Annotated in this window: 13 protein-coding genes and 2 rRNA genes; 4 read left to right on the forward strand and 11 right to left on the reverse strand. The window is 64.2% G+C overall.

The genetic code is table 11. The features are described 5' to 3' along the window. Window positions 1-67 precede the first annotated feature (67 nt). From ACZ5EF_RS12260 to ACZ5EF_RS12295, 8 genes are all read right to left on the reverse strand, one after another. Window positions 68-2955, reverse strand: a 23S ribosomal RNA gene (locus ACZ5EF_RS12260). A 162-nt stretch (window positions 2956-3117) separates the two neighbouring features. Beyond that, window positions 3118-4657 (reverse strand): 16S ribosomal RNA (locus ACZ5EF_RS12265). The 16S and 23S rRNA genes sit together here, the layout of an rRNA operon. Before the next feature lie 596 nt (window positions 4658-5253). Beyond that, window positions 5254-6738 (reverse strand): 2-methylcitrate dehydratase, encoded by a 1485-nt coding sequence (gene prpD / locus ACZ5EF_RS12270; protein WP_346061857.1) that lies wholly within the window; start codon window positions 6736-6738, stop codon window positions 5254-5256. A 97-nt stretch (window positions 6739-6835) separates the two neighbouring features. Beyond that, entirely contained in the window at window positions 6836-8041 is a 1206-nt protein-coding gene (prpF, locus tag ACZ5EF_RS12275) for a 2-methylaconitate cis-trans isomerase PrpF (protein ID WP_346061858.1), read from the reverse strand. Continuing rightward, window positions 8038-10674: a Fe/S-dependent 2-methylisocitrate dehydratase AcnD gene (gene acnD / locus ACZ5EF_RS12280; protein ID WP_346061859.1), complete on the reverse strand. Its 2637-nt coding sequence runs from the start codon at window positions 10672-10674 to the stop codon at window positions 8038-8040. Before acnD ends, prpF begins: the two co-directional genes overlap by 4 nt. Before the next feature lie 108 nt (window positions 10675-10782). Further along, window positions 10783-11907, reverse strand: coding sequence for a bifunctional 2-methylcitrate synthase/citrate synthase (gene prpC, locus ACZ5EF_RS12285; protein ID WP_346061860.1), 1125 nt, complete (start codon window positions 11905-11907; stop codon window positions 10783-10785). A 44-nt stretch (window positions 11908-11951) separates the two neighbouring features. Further along, complete coding sequence (prpB, locus tag ACZ5EF_RS12290; RefSeq protein ID WP_346061861.1) at window positions 11952-12842, reverse strand: methylisocitrate lyase; 891 nt, start codon at window positions 12840-12842, stop codon at window positions 11952-11954. A gap of 16 nt (window positions 12843-12858) precedes the next feature. Next, window positions 12859-13581, reverse strand: a complete 723-nt coding sequence (locus tag ACZ5EF_RS12295; RefSeq protein WP_346061862.1) for a GntR family transcriptional regulator — start codon at window positions 13579-13581, stop codon at window positions 12859-12861. 259 nt (window positions 13582-13840) lie between these two features. On the opposite strand from ACZ5EF_RS12295, the gene pabB reads away from it, so the two are divergent. Beyond that, entirely contained in the window at window positions 13841-15199 is a 1359-nt protein-coding gene (pabB, locus tag ACZ5EF_RS12300; RefSeq protein ID WP_346061863.1) for an aminodeoxychorismate synthase component I, read from the forward strand. Window positions 15200-15553: 354 nt separating this feature from the next. Further along, the gene (locus ACZ5EF_RS12305; protein ID WP_346061864.1) at window positions 15554-16282 is read left to right on the forward strand and encodes a phosphoadenylyl-sulfate reductase; all 729 of its coding nucleotides are present in this window, start codon (window positions 15554-15556) and stop codon (window positions 16280-16282) included. Window positions 16283-16365: 83 nt separating this feature from the next. Here ACZ5EF_RS12305 and cysB read toward each other — a convergent pair whose 3' ends face one another. Next, window positions 16366-17334 (reverse strand): HTH-type transcriptional regulator CysB, encoded by a 969-nt coding sequence (gene cysB, locus ACZ5EF_RS12310; RefSeq protein WP_346061865.1) that lies wholly within the window; start codon window positions 17332-17334, stop codon window positions 16366-16368. A gap of 253 nt (window positions 17335-17587) precedes the next feature. Here cysB and trxA point away from each other — a divergent pair, with 253 nt between their 5' ends. Further along, a complete protein-coding gene (gene trxA, locus ACZ5EF_RS12315; RefSeq protein ID WP_195862188.1) occupies window positions 17588-17911 on the forward strand; it encodes a thioredoxin in 324 nt (107 codons plus the stop codon). 72 nt (window positions 17912-17983) lie between these two features. Here trxA and ACZ5EF_RS12320 read toward each other — a convergent pair whose 3' ends face one another. After that, a complete protein-coding gene (locus tag ACZ5EF_RS12320; protein WP_346061866.1) occupies window positions 17984-19066 on the reverse strand; it encodes an AI-2E family transporter in 1083 nt (360 codons plus the stop codon). Window positions 19067-19233: 167 nt separating this feature from the next. On the opposite strand from ACZ5EF_RS12320, the gene ACZ5EF_RS12325 reads away from it, so the two are divergent. Beyond that, complete coding sequence (locus ACZ5EF_RS12325) at window positions 19234-19995, forward strand: SIMPL domain-containing protein (RefSeq protein WP_346061867.1); 762 nt, start codon at window positions 19234-19236, stop codon at window positions 19993-19995. A gap of 203 nt (window positions 19996-20198) precedes the next feature. On the opposite strand, the gene serS is transcribed toward ACZ5EF_RS12325, so the two are convergent. Continuing rightward, window positions 20199-21476 carry a serine--tRNA ligase gene (gene serS / locus ACZ5EF_RS12330; RefSeq protein ID WP_346061868.1) on the reverse strand — a complete coding sequence of 426 codons (1278 nt, stop codon included), beginning with the start codon at window positions 21474-21476 and terminating at the stop codon, window positions 20199-20201. Window positions 21477-21568 lie beyond the last annotated feature (92 nt).

Below are 21568 nucleotides of genomic sequence, written 5' to 3' on the forward strand. Positions count from 1 at the left end.
AATCATGCTGTTGAGGATCGTCTCACGTATCCGGCGCGTACCTGTCGCGCAAACCCCTTGGGGTTATATGGTCAAGCCTCACGGGCCATTAGTATCGGTTAGCTCAACGCCTCGCAGCGCTTCCACACCCGACCTATCAACCAGCTAGTCTTGCTGGACCCTTTAGGAGGCGCAAGGCCTCAGGGAAGTCTCATCTTGAAGGGGGCTTCCCGCTTAGATGCTTTCAGCGGTTATCCTGTCCGCACATAGCTACCCGGCAATGCCACTGGCGTGACAACCGGAACACCAGAGGTGCGTCCACTCCGGTCCTCTCGTACTAGGAGCAGCTCTTCTCAAACTTCCGACGCCCACGGCAGATAGGGACCGAACTGTCTCACGACGTTCTAAACCCAGCTCGCGTACCACTTTAAATGGCGAACAGCCATACCCTTGGGACCGACTTCAGCCCCAGGATGTGATGAGCCGACATCGAGGTGCCAAACACCGCCGTCGATGTGAACTCTTGGGCGGTATCAGCCTGTTATCCCCGGAGTACCTTTTATCCGTTGAGCGATGGCCCTTCCATACAGAACCACCGGATCACTAGAACCTACTTTCGTACCTGCTCGACGTGTCTGTCTCGCAGTCAAGCACCCTTATGCTCTTGCACTCAATGCACGATTTCCGACCGTGCTGAGGGTACCTTCGTGCTCCTCCGTTACTCTTTGGGAGGAGACCGCCCCAGTCAAACTACCCACCACACACTGTCCTCGCCCCGGATGACGGGGCTGAGTTAGAACGCCAATGATGCCAGGCTGGTATTTCAAGGTTGGCTCCACCCGAACTGGCGTCCGGGTTTCCAAGCCTCCCAGCTATCCTACACAAGCAACATCAGCGTCCAGTGTGAAGCTATAGTAAAGGTTCACGGGGTCTTTCCGTCTAGCCGCGGGTACACAGCATCTTCACTGCGATTTCAATTTCACTGAGTCTCGGGTGGAGACAGTGTGGCCATCATTACGCCATTCGTGCAGGTCGGAACTTACCCGACAAGGAATTTCGCTACCTTAGGACCGTTATAGTTACGGCCGCCGTTTACCGGGGCTTCGATCAGGAGCTTCGGCCGGAGCCTAACACCATCAATTAACCTTCCGGCACCGGGCAGGCGTCACACCCTATACGTCCGCTTGCGCGTTTGCAGAGTGCTGTGTTTTTAATAAACAGTTGCAGCCACCTGGTATCTTCGACCGGTTCGTGCTTCCACCGCGGGGTGTTCACACTACGCCGGCGTGCCTTCTCCCGAAGTTACGGCACCATTTTGCCTAGTTCCTTCACCCGAGTTCTCTCAAGCGCCTTGGTATTCTCTACCTGACCACCTGTGTCGGTTTGGGGTACGGTCTCACAGAATCTGAAGCTTAGAGGCTTTTCCTGGAAGCGTGGCATCAATGACTTCCAGACCGTAGTCTGTTCGTCTCGTCTCTCGGCCTTGAGATCCCGGATTTGCCTAAGATCTCGGCCTACTGACTTTCACCAGGACAACCAACGCCTGGCTCACCTAGCCTTCTTCGTCCCCCCATCGCAATTCTGTGAGGTACGGGAATATTGACCCGTTTCCCATCGACTACGCCTTTCGGCCTCGCCTTAGGGGCCGACTCACTCTGCTCCGATTAGCGTCGAACAGAAACCCTTGGTCTTCCGGCGGGGGAGTTTTTCACTCCCCTTATCGTTACTCATGTCAGCATTCGCACTCGTGATACCTCCAGCGGGCTTCTCAACCCACCTTCATCGGCTTACACGACGCTCCTCTACCGCTCGTCATTCGACGAACCCGTAGCTTCGGCACCTGGTTTGAGCCCCGTTACATCTTCCGCGCAGGCCGACTCGACTAGTGAGCTATTACGCTTTCTTTAAAGGATGGCTGCTTCTAAGCCAACCTCCTAGCTGTCTAAGCCTTCCCACATCGTTTCCCACTTAACCAGGATTTTGGGGCCTTAGCTGACGGTCTGGGTTGTTTCCCTTTTCACGACGGACGTTAGCACCCGCCGTGTGTCTCCCACGCTGCACTCACCGGTATTCGGAGTTTGCCTCGGGTTGGTAAGCCGGGATGGCCCCCTAGCCGAAACAGTGCTCTACCCCCGGCGGTGATACGTGAGGCGCTACCTAAATAGCTTTCGAGGAGAACCAGCTATCTCCGGGCTTGATTAGCCTTTCACTCCGATCCACAAGTCATCCAAATCTTTTTCAACAGATCCTGGTTCGGTCCTCCAGTTGATGTTACTCAACCTTCAACCTGCTCATGGATAGATCGCCCGGTTTCGGGTCTATATCCAGCGACTGGTCGCCCAGTTAAGACTCGGTTTCCCTACGCCTCCCCTATACGGTTAAGCTCGCCACTGAATATAAGTCGCTGACCCATTATACAAAAGGTACGCGGTCACAGAACGAGTCTGCTCCCACTGCTTGTACGCATACGGTTTCAGGATCTATTTCACTCCCCTCTCCGGGGTTCTTTTCGCCTTTCCCTCACGGTACTGGTTCACTATCGGTCAGCCAGGAGTATTTAGCCTTGGAGGATGGTCCCCCCGTCTTCAGTCAAGGTTTCACGTGCCCCGACCTACTCGATTTCACTGGATCAGGTTTTCGGCTACGGGACTATCACCCACTATGGTCGCGTTTCCCAACGCGTTCGCCTAACCAGTCACCAGCTTAAGGGCTGGTCCCCGTTCGCTCGCCGCTACTTGGGGAATCTCGGTTGATTTCTTTTCCTCGGGGTACTTAGATGTTTCAGTTCCCCCGGTTCGCCTCCTGCACCTATGGATTCAGTGCAGGATACTCATCTTGTGATGAGTGGGTTTCCCCATTCGGAAATGTCCGGGTCACAGGTTGTTTGCCACCTCACCGAACCTTATCGCAGGCTACAACGTCCTTCATCGCCTCTGGCTGCCAAGGCATCCACCGTATGCGCTTAATCGCTTGACCATATAACCCGAAGGGGTCTGGTCGCGATTGGTACGATAATTGCCGGATACGCTTGAGACGTATCTTCAATTTGTCAGCATGATTCATATTTTTAAAGAGCACTTGCTCTGAAACAATCAGGCAATTCATGTGAGCACTTGCCGGCAGGCGGCAGTCGTCGTTTAAGGAGGTGATCCAGCCGCAGGTTCCCCTACGGCTACCTTGTTACGACTTCACCCCAGTCATGAACCACACCGTGGTGATCGCTCCCCCGAAGGTTAAGCTAACCACTTCTGGTGCAGTCCACTCCCATGGTGTGACGGGCGGTGTGTACAAGGCCCGGGAACGTATTCACCGTGACATTCTGATTCACGATTACTAGCGATTCCGACTTCACGGAGTCGAGTTGCAGACTCCGATCCGGACTGAGACCGGCTTTATGGGATTAGCTCCACCTCGCGGTATCGCAACCCTTTGTACCGACCATTGTAGCACGTGTGTAGCCCTACCCGTAAGGGCCATGATGACTTGACGTCGTCCCCACCTTCCTCCGGTTTGTCACCGGCAGTCTCCCTAGAGTTCCCGACCGAATCGCTGGCAAATAGGGACAAGGGTTGCGCTCGTTACGGGACTTAACCCAACATTTCACAACACGAGCTGACGACAGCCATGCAGCACCTGTCTGTGCGTTCCCGAAGGCACCAATCCATCTCTGGAAAGTTCGCACGATGTCAAGGGTAGGTAAGGTTCTTCGCGTTGCATCGAATTAAACCACATGCTCCACCGCTTGTGCGGGCCCCCGTCAATTCATTTGAGTTTTAACCTTGCGGCCGTACTCCCCAGGCGGTCGACTTATCGCGTTAACTGCGCCACAAAGTTCTCAAGGAACCCAACGGCTAGTCGACATCGTTTACGGCGTGGACTACCAGGGTATCTAATCCTGTTTGCTACCCACGCTTTCGCACCTCAGTGTCAGTGTCAGTCCAGAAGGCCGCCTTCGCCACTGGTATTCCTCCCGATCTCTACGCATTTCACCGCTACACCGGGAATTCTACCTTCCTCTCCTGCACTCTAGCCTGACAGTTCCGGATGCCGTTCCCAGGTTGAGCCCGGGGCTTTCACAACCGGCTTATCAAGCCACCTACGCGCGCTTTACGCCCAGTAATTCCGATTAACGCTCGCACCCTCCGTATTACCGCGGCTGCTGGCACGGAGTTAGCCGGTGCTTCTTCTGCGAGTGATGTCCTTCCTGAAGGGTATTAGCCCTCAGGCCTTCTTCCTCGCTGAAAGTGCTTTACAACCCGAAGGCCTTCTTCACACACGCGGCATGGCTGGATCAGGGTTTCCCCCATTGTCCAATATTCCCCACTGCTGCCTCCCGTAGGAGTCTGGGCCGTGTCTCAGTCCCAGTGTGGCTGATCATCCTCTCAGACCAGCTACGGATCGTCGCCTTGGTGAGCCGTTACCTCACCAACTAGCTAATCCGACATAGGCTCATCCGATAGCGCAAGGTCCGAAGATCCCCTGCTTTCTCCCGTAGGACGTATGCGGTATTAGCGTGAGTTTCCCCACGTTATCCCCCACTATCGGGCAGATTCCTATGCATTACTCACCCGTCCGCCGCTCGACGCCTGGAAGCAAGCTCCCATCGTTTCCGCTCGACTTGCATGTGTTAGGCCTGCCGCCAGCGTTCAATCTGAGCCATGATCAAACTCTTCAGTTTAAAATCATTGTGGTTCTTACTTGTCACCCGAAGGCAACAAAAGCGAACCAAACTTGGCTCAAGGTTCAAACGTTCTCAAAAAGACCCGAAGATCTTTGACGAGTCGCTTGCCTTGATGATTTGGTGACTTCTCACCGCCTCACCGACAAGCGCCCACATGAATTACCTGATCGATTGTTAAAGAGCGGCTCCGGGCTCTCTAAAAGAGTGGAGCGTCTCGCTTCGGTCGCTGTTGCGACGCCGCTGCGAGGAAGCGATATTCTACCGATTCGGCCGCTGCTGTCAAGCCCTGCTCGGCGACCCCGAGGCGGGCTGCGAAGCAGCGACCTGCGGTCATCCGAGCCGGCGACGGGCCGGTCGGTGTGGCGATGCATTCTACCGCATCCGGCCGCTCTGTCAATCTCGATTTTCGCGAGAGGGTTTCGAAAACCCCAACAGAAACAAGCACTTTTGCCACTCATTGCCGCCGGTGACGATGTCCGTCGCCGGCAGCGGATGCGTACTTTACGGATTTCCCCGGGGCCCTGCAAGCCCCCATCCATAAAAATATAGAACAGGCTGGCGATATCGACCATGACGCACATCAAGATCCGTCATTAGATCATCCAGAGATCCATGAAATGGGGGACCGACATGGCCTCCAGTTGCTCCTGATCTCGACACAGGGCCATCAATTGCTCGCAGCGTCGGGGTGGAAAACGCGTGGCCAGTTGGTGCCGGAACTTGGCCTCCAGGGCCGGTACGCCTTCGGCTCGTCGCCTGCGGTGCCCGATGGGATATTCCACGGCCACCGGCTGGGTGGCGGAGCCATCGGCGAAGAACACCTGGACGGCATTGGCGATGGAACGCTTGTCGGGATCCAGGTAGTCGCGGCTATAGCGAGGCTCCTCCACCACCTCCATCCGCTCGCGCAGCTCATCGATCAGCGGGTGGGCGGCATGGAAGGCATCCTCGTAATGCTCGGCACTGAGCTCGCCGAAAATCAGGGGGACCGCCACCATATACTGCAGGCAGTGATCCCGATCGGCGGGGTTGGCCAGCGCCCCGGACTTGGAGATGATGCGAATCGCCGACTCCTGGGTGGTGATGACGATGCGCTCGATCTCCTCGAAGCGACCCTTCACCTGGGGATGCAGGGCCACCGCCGCCTCGCAGGCGGTCTGGGCATGGAACTCCGCCGGGAAGCTGAGCTTGAAGAGGACCCGCTCCATCACATAGCTGCCGAACTCCCGGGGAAGGGAAAAGCGACGCGCGTCTTCGGGCTTGAGGGCCTGATCCCGGTTGGTCTTGCTGAACAGCACGTCATAGAAGCCCCACTGGGGCGCGCTAAGCGCCCCCGGAATGCCCATCTCGCCGCGCCGGGCGATATCCGCCAGGCGCACGCCCCGCGAAGCGGCGTCTCCCGCCGCCCAGCTCTTGCGGGACCCGGCATTGGGCGCATGCCGGTAGGTGCGCAGGCTCTGGCCATCCACCCAGGCGTGGGAGAGCGCCGCGAGCATCTGCTCGCGATCGGCCCCCATCAGCCTGGCGGCCACCGCCGTGGAGGCCACCTTGACCAGTACGACGTGGTCGAGGCCGACCCGGTTGAAGGCATTTTCCAGCGCCAGCACGCCCTGGACCTCGTGGGCGCGGATCATGGCATCGAGGACATCACGCATGACCAGCGGTGCCTCGCCCCGGACCAGGCGCCGCTGGGAGAGGTGATCCGCCACCGCCAGGATGGCCCCCAGGTTATCGGAGGGATGCCCCCACTCCGCCGCCAACCAGGTGTCGTTGTAATCGAGCCAGCGCACCAGGCAGCCGATATCCCAGGCCGCCTTGACCGGGTCGAGACGCAGGCTGGTCCCCGGCACTCGCGCCCCCTGGGGGACCAGGGTGCCTTCCACCAGGGGGCCCAGGTGCTTGGTACACTCCGGGAAGCGCAGCGCCAGCAGGGCACACCCCAGGCTATCCATCAGGCACAGCCGCGCGGTCTCCCAGGCCGCCTCGCTGTCGATCCGGTAGTCCAGCACATAATCGGCGATGCGCTGCAGCTCCGGGTCATAGTCCGGGCGTCGATTGGCCTCCACGGTGGTCGTCATGCTGCCCTCCTGGAATCCACGGGTTTGCCCTCACTATAGGAAACGCCCCGGCCATCGGCCGGGGCGTGAGGGAGGCACTGGCGAGGAGCGAGAAGGGTTAGAGGGTGTCCGCGGGCACGCGCACCCATCCCTCCATCAGCACTCGGGCGCTGCGGCTCATCACCGCCTGATCGATGACCCAGCGCCCGTCTTCGAGGCTCGCCTCGGCCCCCACCCGCAGGGTGCCGGAGGGGTGGCCGAAGGTGACGGCGTTGGGCTGGCCGCCGCCGGCGGCCCGGTTGACCAGGGTGCCCTCGATGGCCGCCGCCGCGGCGATGGCCACCGCCGCGGTCCCCATCATGGCGTGGTGCAGCTTGCCCATGGAGAGTGCCCGCACCAGCAGGTCGATCTCCTCCGCCTTCACCGCCTTGCCGCTGGAGGCGAGGTAATCCGCGGGCGGCGCCACGAAGGCCACCTTGGGGGTGTGCTGGCGATTGGCCGCCTCACTGAGGTCGGCGATCAGGCCCATCTTCACCGCCCCATGGGCGCGGATCGTCTCGAAGCGCGCCAGCGCCGCCGGGTCGCCATTGATCGCCTCCTGCAATTCGGTACCGGCATAACCGATATCGGCGGCATTGATAAAGATGGTCGGGATACCGGCATTGATCAGGGTCGCCTTGAGGACGCCCCCCTCCACCACCTCGATCGGCACCTCCAGGTCATCGACCGGGTTACCGGTAGGGAAGATGGCGCCCTCCCCGTCCGCCGGGTCCTTGAAGGCCACCGGCACCTCGGCGGCGGGAAAGGTCACGCCGTCGAGCTCGAAGTCGCCGCTCTCCTGCACCCGACCGTTGGTGATCGGCACCCGGCAGACGATGGTCTTGCCGATATTGGCCTGCCAGATGCGCACCTCCGCCACGCCGTTATCGGGAATACGTGCCGGGTCCACCAGGCCGTTGGCCACGGCGAAGGGGCCCACGGCGGCGGAGAGGTTGCCGCAGTTGCCGCTCCAGTCGACGAAGGCCTTGTCGATGGCCACCTGACCGAAGAGGTAGTCCACATCGTGGTCGGGACGCTCGCTTTGGGAGAGGATCACCGTCTTGCTGGTGCTGGAGGTGGCGCCGCCCATGCCGTCGATCTGCTTGCCGTAGGGGTCGGGGCTGCCGATCACCCGCAGCAGCAGGCGATCCCGCGCCTCCCCGGGCACCCGAGCGGCTTCCGGCAGGTCATCGAGCCGGAAGAAGACGCCCTTGCTGGTGCCGCCGCGCAGATAGGTGGCGGGAATGCGGAGCTGTGCACCATGAGTCTGGGCTGCCTGGCTCATGCGCTCACCCCCTCACTCTCTACCCCTTCCAGGAAGTCCTTGGCGAAGCGCTGCAGCACACCGCCGGCGGAGTAGACGGAGACCTCCTCGGCGGTATCCAGGCGACAGATCACCGGCACCCGATCGACCTCGCCGGTCTGGCGATGGATCACCAACTCGAGCCTGGCGCGGGGCGCCGGCGTCCCCTCCACGTCATAGGTCTCGGTACCGTCGAGCCGCAGGGTATGGCGGGTGGTGCCCCCCTCGAACTGCAGCGGCATCACGCCCATGCCGATCAGGTTGGTGCGGTGGATGCGCTCGAAGCCTTCGGCGACGATGGCCTCGACCCCGGCGAGCGCCACGCCCTTGGCCGCCCAGTCCCGGGACGAGCCCTGGCCGTAATCGGCGCCGGCGATGACGATCAGCGGCTGCTTGCGGTTCATGTAGGTCTCGATCGCCTCCCACATGCGCATCACCTCGCCTTCCGGCTCGATGCGCGCCAGCGACCCCTGGATCACCTCGCCGGCCTCGTCGCGGACCATCTCGTTGAACAGCTTGGGGTTGGCCAGGGTCGCCCGCTGGGCGGTGAGGTGATCGCCCCGGTGGGTCGCATAGGAGTTGAAGTCCTCCTCCGGCAGGCCCATCTGGTGCAGGTACTCCCCCGCCGCGCTGTCCCTCATGATGGCATTCGACGGCGACAGGTGGTCGGTGGTGATGTTGTCCGGGAGGATCGCCAGGGGCCGCATGCCCTTGAGCCCGCGCACCGCCGCCATGGTGCCTTCCCAGTAGGGCGGACGACGGATATAGGTGCTCTGCGGACGCCAGTCATAGAGCGGGCTCTCGGCCGCGTCCACCGCCCCCAGGTCGAACATCGGGATATAGACCCGCTGGAACTGCTCCGGCTTGACGAACTCATTGACGATGGCGTCGATCTCCTCGTCGGAGGGCCAGAGCTCCTTGAGGGTCACCGGGTTGCCGTCGGGGTCATGGCCGAGCACGTCCTGCTCGATATCGAAGCGCACGGTGCCGGCGATGGCGTAGGCCACCACCAGCGGCGGCGAGGCCAGGAAGGCCTGCTTGGCGTAGGGGTGGATGCGGCCGTCGAAGTTGCGGTTACCGGAGAGCACCGCGGTGGCGTAGAGGTCGCGGTCGATGATCTCCTGCTGGATCGCCGGATCGAGCGCCCCGGACATGCCGTTACAGGTGGTGCAGGCGTAGGCGACGATACCGAAGCCGAGCTTCTCCAGCTCGGGCAGCAGGCCCGCTTCTTCCAGGTAGAGACGCGCGACCTTGGAGCCCGGCGCAAACGACGACTTCACCCAGGGCTTGCGCACCAGGCCCAATTCGTTGGCCTTCTTGGCCAAGAGGCCCGCGGCCACCACGTTGCGCGGGTTGGAGGTGTTGGTGCAGCTGGTGATGGCGGCGATGATTACCGCGCCATCGGGCATCCTGCCCTCCCGCTCCTCGGCCAGTGCGCGGTCCAGGTCCACGGCGATACCGCGCTCGACCAGGGCGCTGGTGGGCAGCCGGCGATGGGGGTTGGAGGGGCCGGCCAGGTTGCGCTCGACGCTGGACAGATCGAAGGTCAGCACCCGCTCGTACTGAGCCTCGCTCAGGCTGTCGGCCCACAGGCCGGTCTGTTTGGCGTAGGTCTCGACCAGCGCGACCTGCTCCGGCTCGCGGCCGGTGAGCGTCAGGTAGTCGAGGGTCTGCTCGTCGATATAGAACATCGCCGCGGAGGCACCATACTCCGGCGTCATATTGGAGATGGTGGCGCGGTCGCCGATAGTCAGGCTCCGAGCCCCCTCGCCGAAGAACTCCAGGTAGGCCCCGACCACCCGCTCCTGGCGCAGGAACTCGGTGATCGCCAGGACGATATCGGTGGCGGTGATGCCCGGCTGACGCTGGCCGGTCAGTGCCACGCCGACGATATCCGGCAGGCGCATCATGGAGGGACGGCCCAGCATCACGGTCTCGGCCTCCAGGCCGCCGACGCCGATGGCGATCACCCCCAGGCAGTCGATATGCGGGGTGTGGCTGTCGGTACCCACGCAGGTGTCCGGGTAGGCCACGCGCTTGCCAGTCTCATCGGGGCGGGCCTGTACCACCGGCGACATCTTCTCCAGGTTGATCTGGTGCATGATGCCGTTGCCGGCGGGGATGACGTCGACGTTCTCGAAGGCGGTCTTGGTCCACTCGATAAAGTGGAAGCGATCCTCGTTGCGGCGATCCTCGATGGCGCGGTTCTTGTCGAAGGCGTCCGGCTCGAAGCCGGCGTGCTCCACGGCGAGCGAGTGGTCGACGATCAACTGAGTCGGCACCACCGGGTTGACCTTGGCGGGGTCACCGCCCTGCTCGGCGATGGCGTCGCGCAGCCCGGCCAGGTCGACGAGTGCGGTCTGGCCGAGGATGTCATGACACACCACCCGCGCCGGGTACCAGGGGAAGTCCAGGTCGCGGCGGCGCTCGATCAGCTGCTTGAGGGCCTCGGTGAGTTCCTCGGGGTCGCAGCGACGCACCAGTTGTTCGGCCAGCACCCGGGAGGTGTAGGGAAGGCGGTCATAGGCGCCGGGGCGGATCGCCTCGACGGCGGCGCGCGCATCGAAGTAGTCCAGGTCGGTGCCGGGAAGCGGCTTGCGGTACTCGGTATTCATGATCAGGCATCCGTGGGGCGTCAGAAGCGTGGGCCAGAAGGGAACGGCGGGAGGAGTGGCCCGGGGAGCGCCGATATGATCGGCATCACACCCGGGCCCGACGCTGAATCAGTCGCGCTCCTCCAGCGGCACCCACTCGCTGTGCTCCGGCCCGACGTAGTCGGCGCTGGGGCGAATGATGCGGTTGTTGGCGCGCTGCTCGAAGACATGGGCGCACCAGCCGGTGACCCGCGAGCAGACGAAGATCGGCGTGAACAGCTTGGTGGGGATGTCCATGAAGTGGTAGGCGCTGGCGTGGAAGAAGTCGGCATTGCAGAACAGCTTCTTCTCGCGCCACATCACCGCCTCTACCCGCTTGGAGACCGGGTAGAGCACCGTGTCGCCCACGTCATCGGCGAGCTTTTTCGACCACTGCTTGATGATGGCGTTGCGCGGGTCGGACTCGCGATAGATGGCATGGCCGAAGCCCATGATCTTCTCCTTTCGCTCGAGCATGCCGAGGATCTCGCGCTCGGCCTCGTCGGGCGAGGTCCAGTGCTCGATCATCGCCATGGCCGCCTCGTTGGCGCCACCGTGCAGCGGGCCGCGCAGCGAGCCGATGGCCCCGGTGACGCAGGAGTGCAAATCGGAGAGGGTCGAGGCACAGACCCGGGCGGTGAAGGTCGAGGCGTTGAACTCGTGTTCGGCGTAGAGGATCAGCGAGACGTTCATCACCCGGGCGTGGAGCTCCGAGGGCGCCTCGTCGCGCAGCAGGTGCAGGAAGTGCGCACCCACCGAGTCGTCGTCGGTCTCGGTGTCGATGCGCACGCCGTCATGGCTGAAGCGGTACCAGTAGCAGATGATCGAGGGCAGCACCGCCAGCAGGCGGTCAGAGACGTCCTGCTGCTGATCGAAGCTCTCCTCGGTCTCCAGGTTGCCGAGCATGGAGGCGCCGGTGCGCATCACGTCCATGGGGTGGGCGCTGGCCGGGATCTGTTCCAGCACGGCCTTGAGTGCCGGCGGCAGGCCGCGCAGCCTCTTGAGCTTGGCGAGATAGGCATCGAGCTCGGCCCGGTTGGGCAGCTTGCCCTTGAGCAGCAGGTAGGCGACCTCCTCGAACTTGGCCTTCTCGGCCAGCTCGTGGATATCGTAGCCGCGATAGGTGAGGCCGGCGCCGCTCTTGCCGACCGTACAGAGCGCGGTGGAACCGGCGCTCTGGCCACGCAGGCCGGTGCTGACGGGTTGATCTGTCATGGTCTCTCTCCTTAACTGGCGTGTTCTTGTGATAACCGGACGCCTCAGGCGTCACCGCCCTTCTCGGCGAAGAGGGCATCCAGCTTCTGCTCGAAGGCGTGGTAGTTGAGGAAGTCGTAGAGCTCGTCGCGGGTCTGCATCAGCTCCACCACCTCGCGCTGGTGGCCGGTATCGAGGATGCTCTGGTAGACCTTCAGCGCCGCGGCGTTCATGGCGCGGAAGGCGGACAGCGGGTAGAGCACCATCCGGCAGCCCACCTCGGCCAGTTCCTGCTGGCTGAACAGCGGCGTGGCGCCGAACTCGGTGATATTGGCGAGTATTGGCGCGTCGACCCGCTCGCAGAAGGCCCGGTAGTCGTCCAGGGTGTGCACCGCCTCGGCGAAGATGGCGTCGGCGCCCGCCTCGATGCAGGCCTGGGAGCGCTCGATGGCGGCGTCCAGGCCGTCCTTCTGGAAGGCGTCGGTGCGGGCGATCAGGTAAAAGTCCGGGTCGAGGCGCGCATCGGCGGCGGCCTTGACCCGGTCGACCATCTCGGCCTGAGAGACGATGGCCTTGTTGGGGCGGTGACCGCAGCGCTTCTGGGCCACCTGATCCTCCAGGTGCACGGCGGCCACCCCGGCACGCTGCATCTCCTTGACGGTGCGGGCGATATTGAAGGCGCCGCCCCAGCCGGTATCGATATCCACCAGCAGCGGCAGCTCGGTGGCGCCGCAGATACGGTGGGCGTCCTCCACCACGTCGTTCATGGTGGTCATGCCCAGGTCCGGCAGGCCGAAGGAGGCGTTGGCCACCCCGCCCCCGGAGAGGTAGATGGCCTGGTGACCGACCCGCTCGGCCATCATGGCGGTGTAGGCATTGATGGTGCCGACGATGGGCAGCGGGCGGTTGGCCTCGAGGGCGGCACGGAAACGGGCGCCGGGGGTCGGTCGAGTCATGCTGGGTTCTCCTGGGTTATCGGGCCGCCGGCTCGGAGGCCTCGGCCTCCTCGGCCAGGGTGGCGGCATAGCGTTCGGCGACATTGGCCCGCGAGGCGCTGACGTGGCGGCGCATCAACAGCTCGGCGAGCTCTGCATCCCCGGCCTCGATGGCATCGACGATACGGTGGTGCTCGACGAAGGCGCGCTGGGGGCGCGACCCGCTGGCACTGAACTGGGTGCGATACAGACGCACCAGGTAATAGAGGTCATCGCACAGCAGCGTCATCAACATCTTGTTGTGGCTGCCCAGGACGATCCGATAGTGAAAGTCGAGATCCCCTTCCCGCTGGTAGTAGGCCTCGCCGCGCTTCAGGTCGCCCTGACGCTCGTGCACCGCCAGCACCTCGCGCAGGCCGGCAATCTCCTCGGCGGTCATATGCTCGGCGGCGAGCCGGGCGGCCATGCTCTCCAGGGCCTCGCGCACATCGAACAGCTCGAGCAGCTCCTTCATGGAGAGCTTGACCACCCGGGCCCCCACATGGGGCACTCGCTCGATCAGCCGGTGGACTTCCAGGCGGCGCATGGCCTCGCGCAGCGGACCACGGGAGATGCCGTAGGTCTTGGAGAGGCCCGGCTCGGTGATCTTGCTGCCCGGCGCCAGCTCGCCGCGGACGATGGCCTCCTGGAGCTGCTGGAAGACCCGTTCGGCGAGGGTGCGAACCTCGGGGGCGGTGCTTTCGGTTATCGGAGTCGTCATGATTAATTGTCGACAATCAAGGGGTGAGAGAACTGTAGCCAGCGATTCCCCAGGGGTCAACCACGGGAACCCGGTGAAGTTATACACCTTTTGTTGTAGACACGCAGCGGCGGATTGTCACGAGTGTCGACAATCCCTCGCGCCAACCCTCTCCCCACCGGTCCCGTTGAGGCTGCGTCCGTGGGGACGACGCAGGGGAGTGCGACAAACGCCCGACGGGCCCCTAGAATGGGGCGCTTGTTGAGGAAAAGCGCCGCGCATGAGACCACGACTGCAACTCCATTCCCTGCCCTATCGGCCCGATCCGCTGGGCTACTTCGCTTCCCTGCGGCGCCGCCCCGGCGCCGTGCTGCTGGACAGTGGCCGCCCCGCCGCCCCCGGCGGGCGCTACGACATCCTCTCCAGCGACCCCCTGGCCACCCTGACGGTGGCCCCCGGCGGTAACCTGCAGTGCGACGCCGACCTGGCGCTGCCCGATTCGCCCTTCGCCGCCCAGCAGGCACTGCTGGCGCACCTGGATGTCGAGGCCCCGGAGAGCGACCTGCCCTTCCTGGGCGGGCTGATCGGCTACTGGAGCTACGACCTGGGGCGTTGCCTGGAGCGACAGGGCGAGGCGGCCCGGGACGCGGTGAGCCTGCCCTGGAGCCGGGTGGGCCTCTATGACTGGGCGCTGATCCTCGACCACCAGGCCGAGACCTGCACCCTGGTGGCCAGCGCGGCGCGCCGCGCCCAGGTGCTCGGCTGGCTGGCGGCCCCGCCCCCGGAATCCGCGCCCTTCCGTATCAGCGCCCCCTTCGAGGCCGAGCTGGATCGTGACGGCTATGGCGAGCGCTTTCGCGCCGTCCAGGAGTACATCCACGCCGGCGACTGCTACCAGATCAACCTGGCCCAGCGCTTCAGCGCCCCCTACGAGGGCGACCTCTGGGGCGCCTATCTCCGCCTGCGCCAGGCCACCCCCACGCCCTTCGCCGGCTATCTGGCCTGGGACGACGCGGAAGGTCCCCAGGGCGTGCTGTCGCTGTCGCCGGAGCGCTTTATCCAGGCCGAGCATGGCCGGGTGGAGACCCGCCCCATCAAGGGCACCCGCCCGCGGGGCGACAATGCCGAGGCGGACGCCGCCCTGGCCGAGGACCTCCAGCAGAGCGCCAAGGATCGTGCCGAGAACGTGATGATCGTCGACCTGCTACGCAACGACCTGGGCCGGGTGTGCCGCCCGGGCAGCGTACGGGTGCCCCAGCTCTGCGGCCTGGAGAGCTATGCCAATGTGCATCACCTGGTCAGCGTGGTGACCGGCGAGCTGGCCGAAGGCGCCTCGCCCCTGGACCTGCTGGCCGCCGCCTTCCCCGGCGGCTCCATCACCGGCGCCCCCAAGGTGCGCGCCATGCAGATCATCGACGAGCTGGAACCCAGCCGCCGCAGCCTCTACTGCGGCAGCCTCGGCTATGTGGACCAACGCGGCCATATGGACACCTCCATCGCCATTCGCACGGCGGTGGCGGACCGCGGCCGGCTGCACCTGTGGGGCGGCGGCGGCCTGGTGGCCGACTCCGACGAGGAAGCGGAGTACCGCGAGACCCTGGACAAGATCCGTCATCTAATGGCCGCCCTGGAGGCCTAGGCGGGGCCCAAGCCCCAGAGCCCCTGGACAAGATCCCCTGCTCAAACCCAGGATGGCCGCCCTGGAGGCCTAGGCGGGGCCTAAGCCCCGGAGCCCCTGCTCAAATCCAGGATGGCCGCCCTGGAGGCCTAGGCGGGGCCCAAGCCCCGGCGCCCCTGGACAAGATCCCCTGCTCAAGCCCAGGATGGCCCCCCTGGAGGCCTGAACGCCGAGTGACGGCGGAGCACCCAACAAAGTGGTTATAAGAATGTGTCTCAACAAGCCCTTTGAGATATAAGCAACGAACCAATCAATATTGGGTCTCGCCCGGAGGGGTTTGCTAGGGTACGGCCATCGCCCACAACGGAGGCCGGGATGTCATCCTTCAATCCCTCCCAGTTCGTCCTGGAGCATGACCAGGACACCCCCAAGGAAATTCTCAAGGCCGCCTATGCGGCCTTCGGTGAGCTGACGATCTCCTTCTCCGGCGCCGAGGACGTGGTGCTGATCGACCTGGCCCTCAAGGTGGCCCCCAAGGAGAAGGTCAAGGTCTTCTCCCTGGACACCGGGCGCCTGCACGCCGAGACCTACGCCTTTATCGAGCGGGTCCGCGAGCACTACGGCATCGAGATCGACGTGCGCTTCCCCGATGCCGAGGCGATCCAGGCCCTGGTCCAGGAGAAGGGCCTGTTCAGCTTCTACCGCGACGGCCACCAGGAGTGCTGCGGCATCCGCAAGGTGGCGCCGCTGCGCGCCCGTCTCAAGGGCCTGCCCATCTGGGTCACCGGCCAGCGCCGCGACCAGAGCCCGGGCACCCGCAACAGCGTGCAGATCGCCGAATGGGACAGCGCCTTCGGCAGCGACGAGGCGCCGCTGGCCAAGTTCAACCCCCTGGCGCACTGGAGCAGCGAGGAGGTGTGGACCTATATCCGCATGTTCGACGTGCCCTACAACCCGCTCCACGAGCGTGGCTTCGTCAGCATCGGCTGCGAGCCCTGCACCCGCCCCACCCTGCCCCATCAGCACGAGCGGGAAGGCCGCTGGTGGTGGGAAGACCAGGGCGGCAAGGAGTGCGGCCTGCATAGCGGCAACCTTAGCCGCTGAACCAGCCTCCCGAAACGCCGAAGGCGCCGCGATTGCGGCGCCTTCGGCGTTTCGGGGAGAGGCTAGCGGAGAAGAGGCCAGGCCTAGCGCATGGGCAGCTCGATCCCCTCGAACAGCGCCTGCTCATGGCGTGGCCCGGCGGCCAGGGCGGCATCCACCAGGTCACGCTCGAGGTGCTCGGCGAAGCCCTGCACGAAGTCGTACATATAGCCGCGCATAAAGGTGCCGCGGCGAATGCCGATCTTGGTGGTGGAGCTCTCGAACAGATGGCCCGCCTCCAGGGCCACCAGGTCGCTGTCGGCCTCCGGGTCCACCGCCATATGGGCGACGATCCCCACCCCCAGGCCTAGGCGCACATAGGTCTTGATCACGTCGGCGTCGGCGGCGGTCAGCACCACATTGGGGGTCAGCCCCTCGGCGCGGAAGGCGTCGTCGAGCTGGGAGCGGCCGGTGAAGCCGAACACATAGGTCACCAGAGGATGCTCGGCGAGGCGCTCCAGGGTCAGCTCGCCCTGGGCCAGGGGATGGTCCTGGGGCACCAGCACGCAGCGGTTCCAGCGGTAGCAGGGCAGCAGCACCAGATCGTTGAACAGTTCCAGGGACTCGGTACAGATGGCGAAGTCCGCCTGCCCCTCGCTGACCATCTGGGCGATCTGCTTGGGGGTGCCCTGCTGCATATGCAGGGCCACCTCGGGGTACTTGCGGGTAAAGTCGCGAATCACCGGCGGCAGCGCATAGCGAGCCTGGGTATGGGTGGTGGCGATGGCCAGGTTGCCACGCCGCTCGTCGCTGTGCTCCTGGGCCACCTGCTTGATGTTGTCGGTGGTGCGCAGTACCTGGCCGGCCAGCTCGATGATCGCCTCGCCCGCCGGAGTCACCCGGGTCAGGTGCTTGCCGCTACGGGCGAAGATCTCCACCCCCAGCTCGTCCTCCAGCAGGCGAATCTGCTTGGAGATGCCGGGCTGCGAGGTGAAGAGGCTCTGGGCCGTGGCCGACACATTGAGGTTGTGGCGATTGACTTCCCAGATATAGCGCAGCTGTTGTAGCTTCATGCGTGATTCCCACTCCTGGTGACTCCTCGGCCGAGGCGCTTGTAATGCTCATTGGAAATAACGGCCCAGCCTGACGATTACTTTATAGCATATAAATAGGCCCGCGTGATCCCTCGCCGATCCGCGAAAATAGTAGCTGGCTATCGACTCCTTCGGTCGCTTATATTTGCCAGCGGTCGGGTCGGCGGATACCATCGTGCGACTATGCTGGTACAAGCCCGCTCGACACAGCGCCAAGCAACTGGAGATTCACATGGCTAACAACATCGATGTCACCAACGCCAACTTTGAGCAGGAGGTCCTCAAGGCCGACAAGCCGGTTCTGCTCAAGTTCTGGGCGCCCTGGTGCGGGCCCTGCAAGATGATGGCCCCGGTGGTTGATGAAGTCGCCGAAGAGCGCACCGACAACCTCAAGGTCGTCAGCGTCAATGTCGACGACGCCCCCGAAATCGCCGCGGAACACGGCGTGCGCGGTGTCCCCACCGTGATGCTGTTCAAGTCTGGGGCCAAGGTCGCTTCCCTGGTGGGCGCCCAGTCCAAGTCCCAGCTTGCGCAGTTTATCGAGCAGAACGCCTGAAGCTAGCCTTACCGCACCGCGGTACGGCTCGCAAGGCAACACGCCCCGGCTCCGGCCGGGGCGTGGTCGTTTCTAGTCCTCCGCCTGGCCCGGCTGCTCATGACGCGCCGGTGGCGTCCCCGGCCCCAGCAGCCGCGCGATCCAGCGGGTGTCCGGGTGACTCTCCAGGGCGATCTTCAGGGTCATGGTCAGCAGCACCGAGAGCAACAGCCCCACGGTGCCGAGGATCCAGCCCCACACCACCAGCGACAGGAAGGTCACAAAGGTGGAGAGCCCCAGGGCCCGTCCCATCACCCGCGGCTCCACCAGGTTGCCCATCACCACATTGATCACCAGGTAGCCGCCGGTCAGCAGTAGCGCCGCGAACAGGCCCCCATCGCTCTGCAACAGCAGCAACAGCACCGGGGGGATCGCCGCCAGTACCGAGCCGATATTGGGGATGAAGTTGAGGCCGAAGGCCAAGGCTCCCCACAGCAGCGGAAAGCCCACCCCCATCAGCAGACACAGCAGCCAGGCCAGTACCCCGGTGATCAGGCTGATCAGGGTCTTCACCGCCAGGTAACGCTTGAGGGTCAGGCTGAACTCGCCGATGCGCCGCAGGCTGGGCGCCGGGTCACGCAGCGCCTGGGAGAACTTGTCGCGCACATTGAGCGTCTCGAAGAGCATAAAGACCACCAGCAACGCCACCACCAGGCTCTTCATCAGCAGGTTGCCCAACTCGCCCAGGAAACCGGGCAGCAGATGAGTGGCCTGGGCGGGGTCGAGCCACTGGCTCATCTGCTCGGGGCGAATCGAGATGCCCCGTTCCGCCACCCAGGTGAGCAGTTGCAGATAGGCGCTACGGAACTGCTGCTCCAGTTCCGGCAGGGCCGCCACGAAGGTACTCAGGCTGCTGACCAGCAGGAGTCCCAGCAGCACCAGGAAGACCCCCATCACCCCCAGCACCAGGAAGGCCGCCAGGCGCAGGCCCACCCCATAGCGATTCAGCCACTGCACCGGCGCCGTGCACACCACGGCGATAAACAGCGCCAGCAGCAAGGGCACCAGCAGGTCCGCCCCGGCCTTCATGCCGGCGATGATCACCACCAGGGCCGCCAGCCCCAGCACCAGGTTCAGGGGTAGCATCCCCGTGGGTTCATCCATGTCGTGACGCATCGGCGCTCCTTTCTCGTGGCAGGGGAATCAGGGTACGACGAGGGTAAATCGGTAAATGAGCAACTACCATGCAAGAATGGCACGGGCGGGAACGCCTGACGCCTTTCAGGCTCGAAGCCATACCGCACAGGCGGTTACCCCTATCCTAGCGCGCATGGAGGCCTTTGATGACCCGTCGCACCCTCACTACCCCCTGGATTGGCCTCGGCCTGCTGGTCGGCGCCCTGCTCGCCACTCCGGCCCTGGCCCAGGACAGTCCCGACCGTCAACTGAATGTGCAGGCCCAGGCGACCCTCGAGGTGGTACCCGACAAGGCCACCCTGAGCGCCCGCCTCTGGGAGCGCACCCCGCTGCTCGCGGTGGATGCCACCCCGGACCCCGAGGCCCTGGGCGAGGCCCGCGCCCGGCTGGAGGAACGCACCGGCGAGCTGATCCGTACCCTGGAGGCCGCCGGCCTCGACGGCGAGGCGATCAATGCCGGCTCCCTGCAGGTGCGCCCTGACCAGGTCCATTCCCAGCACGACGGCGAGCGGGAGGTGCGGGTCCGCACCCAGCTCGAGCGCCCCATCCAGCTTAGCCTGAGCGACCTGGAGCAGGTACCGACAATCCTCGACGCCTTGACCGAAGCCGGCGTGGACGCCCTGGACGGCATCCAGTACGACCTGGTGGACCGCGACGCCGCCACCGACCGTGCCCTGGCCCAAGCCCTGGAGCGCGCCCGCCACAAGGCCGAGCTGATGGCCGAGACCCTGGGCGTGGAGCTCGGCGGCGTGCTGCGGGTGCAGGAGACCCAGGCACCGGTCTTTATGCCGCGCATGATGAGCGCCCGCGCCGATATGGCCGAGAGCGGCGGTGCCCCCGCCGAGTATCGCCCCGGGCGCATCGCCATCGATGCCGGCGTCGATGTCAGTTGGGAGATCGAACCGTAAGCTGCAAGCTGCAAGCTGCAAGCTGCAAGCTGCAAGCTGCAAGCTGCAAGCTGCAAGCTGCAAGCTGCAAGCTGCAAGCTGCAAGCTGCAAGCTGCAAGCTGCAAGCTGCAAGACAGCATGATCCTGAACTCGATACGAAACACCCCCAGCAACGAAGTTGCTGGGGGTGTGCACTTGCTGCTTGTTGCTTGCTACTTGCGGCTCAGAGGTTGACCGTTTCGACCCCGCCCATATAGCCGCGCAGGGCCTCGGGCACGGTGATGGAGCCATCGGCGTTCTGGTAGTTCTCCAGCACCGCCAGCAGGCAGCGACCCACCGCCAGGCCGGAGCCATTCAGGGTATGCAGCAGCTGCGGCTTCTTCTGCTCCGGGTGACGGAAGCGGGCCTGCATGCGCCGGGCCTGGAAGTCCTCGCAGTTGGAGATCGAGGAGATCTCCCGGTAGGTGTCCTGGCTGGGCAGCCAGACCTCCAGGTCATAGGTCTTGGCGGCGCCGAAGCCCATATCGCCGGTGCACAGGGTCACCACCCGGTAGGGCAGCTCGAGCGCCTGGAGAATCGCCTCGGCGTGGCCGCGCATCTCCTCCAGCACCTCGTAGCTGCTCTCCGGCGCCACCAGCTGCACCATCTCGACCTTGTCGAACTGGTGCTGGCGGATCATGCCGCGGGTATCGCGGCCGTGGGAGCCCGCCTCGCTGCGGAAGCAGGGGGTATGGGCGGTCAGCTTCAGCGGCAGCGCCTTGAAGTCGAGGATCTCGTCCCGGGCGAAGTTGGTCAGCGGCACCTCGGCGGTGGGGATCAGGTGGTAGCTCCGCTCGTCGTCCAGGCGGAAGAGGTCCTCGCCGAACTTGGGCAGCTGGCCGGTGCCATACAGCGAGGCCTCGTTGACCATATAGGGCACATAGCACTCTTCGTAGCCATGTTCCTGGGTCTGCTTGTCGAGCATGAATTGCGTCAGGGCGCGGTGCAGGCGGGCGATGGGCCCGCGCATCACGGCGAAGCGCGCGCCGGTCAGCTTGGCGGCCAGCTCGAAATCCAGGTAGCCGAGCTTGGCACCCAGGTCGACATGGTCCTTGACCTCGAAATCGAACTCCCGCGGCGTGCCCCAGCGGTGCAGCTCCACGTTGTCGTCCTCGTCGTCGCCCTGGGGCACGCTCTCGTGGGGCAGGTTGGGAATGCCGCTGACCAGGGCGTCCCACTCCAGCTGCGCCTCGGCCAGCCTGGCCTTGGCGGCGTCGAGGCGCTCGCCCAGGTCGGAGACCTCGGCCAGCAGCGGGGCGATATCCTCGCCCTGGGCCTTGGCCTTGCCGATGGACTTGGAGCGGGTATTGCGCTCGTTCTGCAGCCGCTCGGTCTCGGTCTGCAGCTCACGACGCCGGGACTCCAGCGCCTCGAGTCGCTCGGTATCGAGGGTAAAGCCCCGCTTGGCCAGTCGTTGGGCGACCTCGGTCAGGTCGCCACGCAGCAGTTTCGGATCGAGCATGGAATCCAGTCCGTCACGTTAGGGAATAAGCAGTCGAAATCAGCCGCCTATTGTAGGCAAAAGGCCGCCCCGGCACCACGCCCTAACCCCAG

This window comes from Bisbaumannia salifodinae (assembly GCF_055388505.1).

Coding starts and splice junctions, on each gene's coding strand:
- acnD (WP_346061859.1), bottom strand. CDS start 10,674: ATGAATACCGAGTACCGCAAGCCGCTTCCCGGCACCGACCTGGACTAC.
- ACZ5EF_RS12320 (WP_346061866.1), bottom strand. CDS start 19,066: ATGCGTCACGACATGGATGAACCCACGGGGATGCTACCCCTGAACCTG.
- ACZ5EF_RS12305 (WP_346061864.1), top strand. CDS start 15,554: ATGTCATCCTTCAATCCCTCCCAGTTCGTCCTGGAGCATGACCAGGAC.
- serS (WP_346061868.1), bottom strand. CDS start 21,476: ATGCTCGATCCGAAACTGCTGCGTGGCGACCTGACCGAGGTCGCCCAA.
- prpC (WP_346061860.1), bottom strand. CDS start 11,907: ATGACAGATCAACCCGTCAGCACCGGCCTGCGTGGCCAGAGCGCCGGT.
- prpB (WP_346061861.1), bottom strand. CDS start 12,842: ATGACTCGACCGACCCCCGGCGCCCGTTTCCGTGCCGCCCTCGAGGCC.
- pabB (WP_346061863.1), top strand. CDS start 13,841: ATGAGACCACGACTGCAACTCCATTCCCTGCCCTATCGGCCCGATCCG.
- ACZ5EF_RS12325 (WP_346061867.1), top strand. CDS start 19,234: ATGACCCGTCGCACCCTCACTACCCCCTGGATTGGCCTCGGCCTGCTG.
- prpD (WP_346061857.1), bottom strand. CDS start 6,738: ATGACGACCACCGTGGAGGCCAATCGACGCCCGGACTATGACCCGGAG.
- prpF (WP_346061858.1), bottom strand. CDS start 8,041: ATGAGCCAGGCAGCCCAGACTCATGGTGCACAGCTCCGCATTCCCGCC.
- ACZ5EF_RS12295 (WP_346061862.1), bottom strand. CDS start 13,581: ATGACGACTCCGATAACCGAAAGCACCGCCCCCGAGGTTCGCACCCTC.
- cysB (WP_346061865.1), bottom strand. CDS start 17,334: ATGAAGCTACAACAGCTGCGCTATATCTGGGAAGTCAATCGCCACAAC.
- trxA (WP_195862188.1), top strand. CDS start 17,588: ATGGCTAACAACATCGATGTCACCAACGCCAACTTTGAGCAGGAGGTC.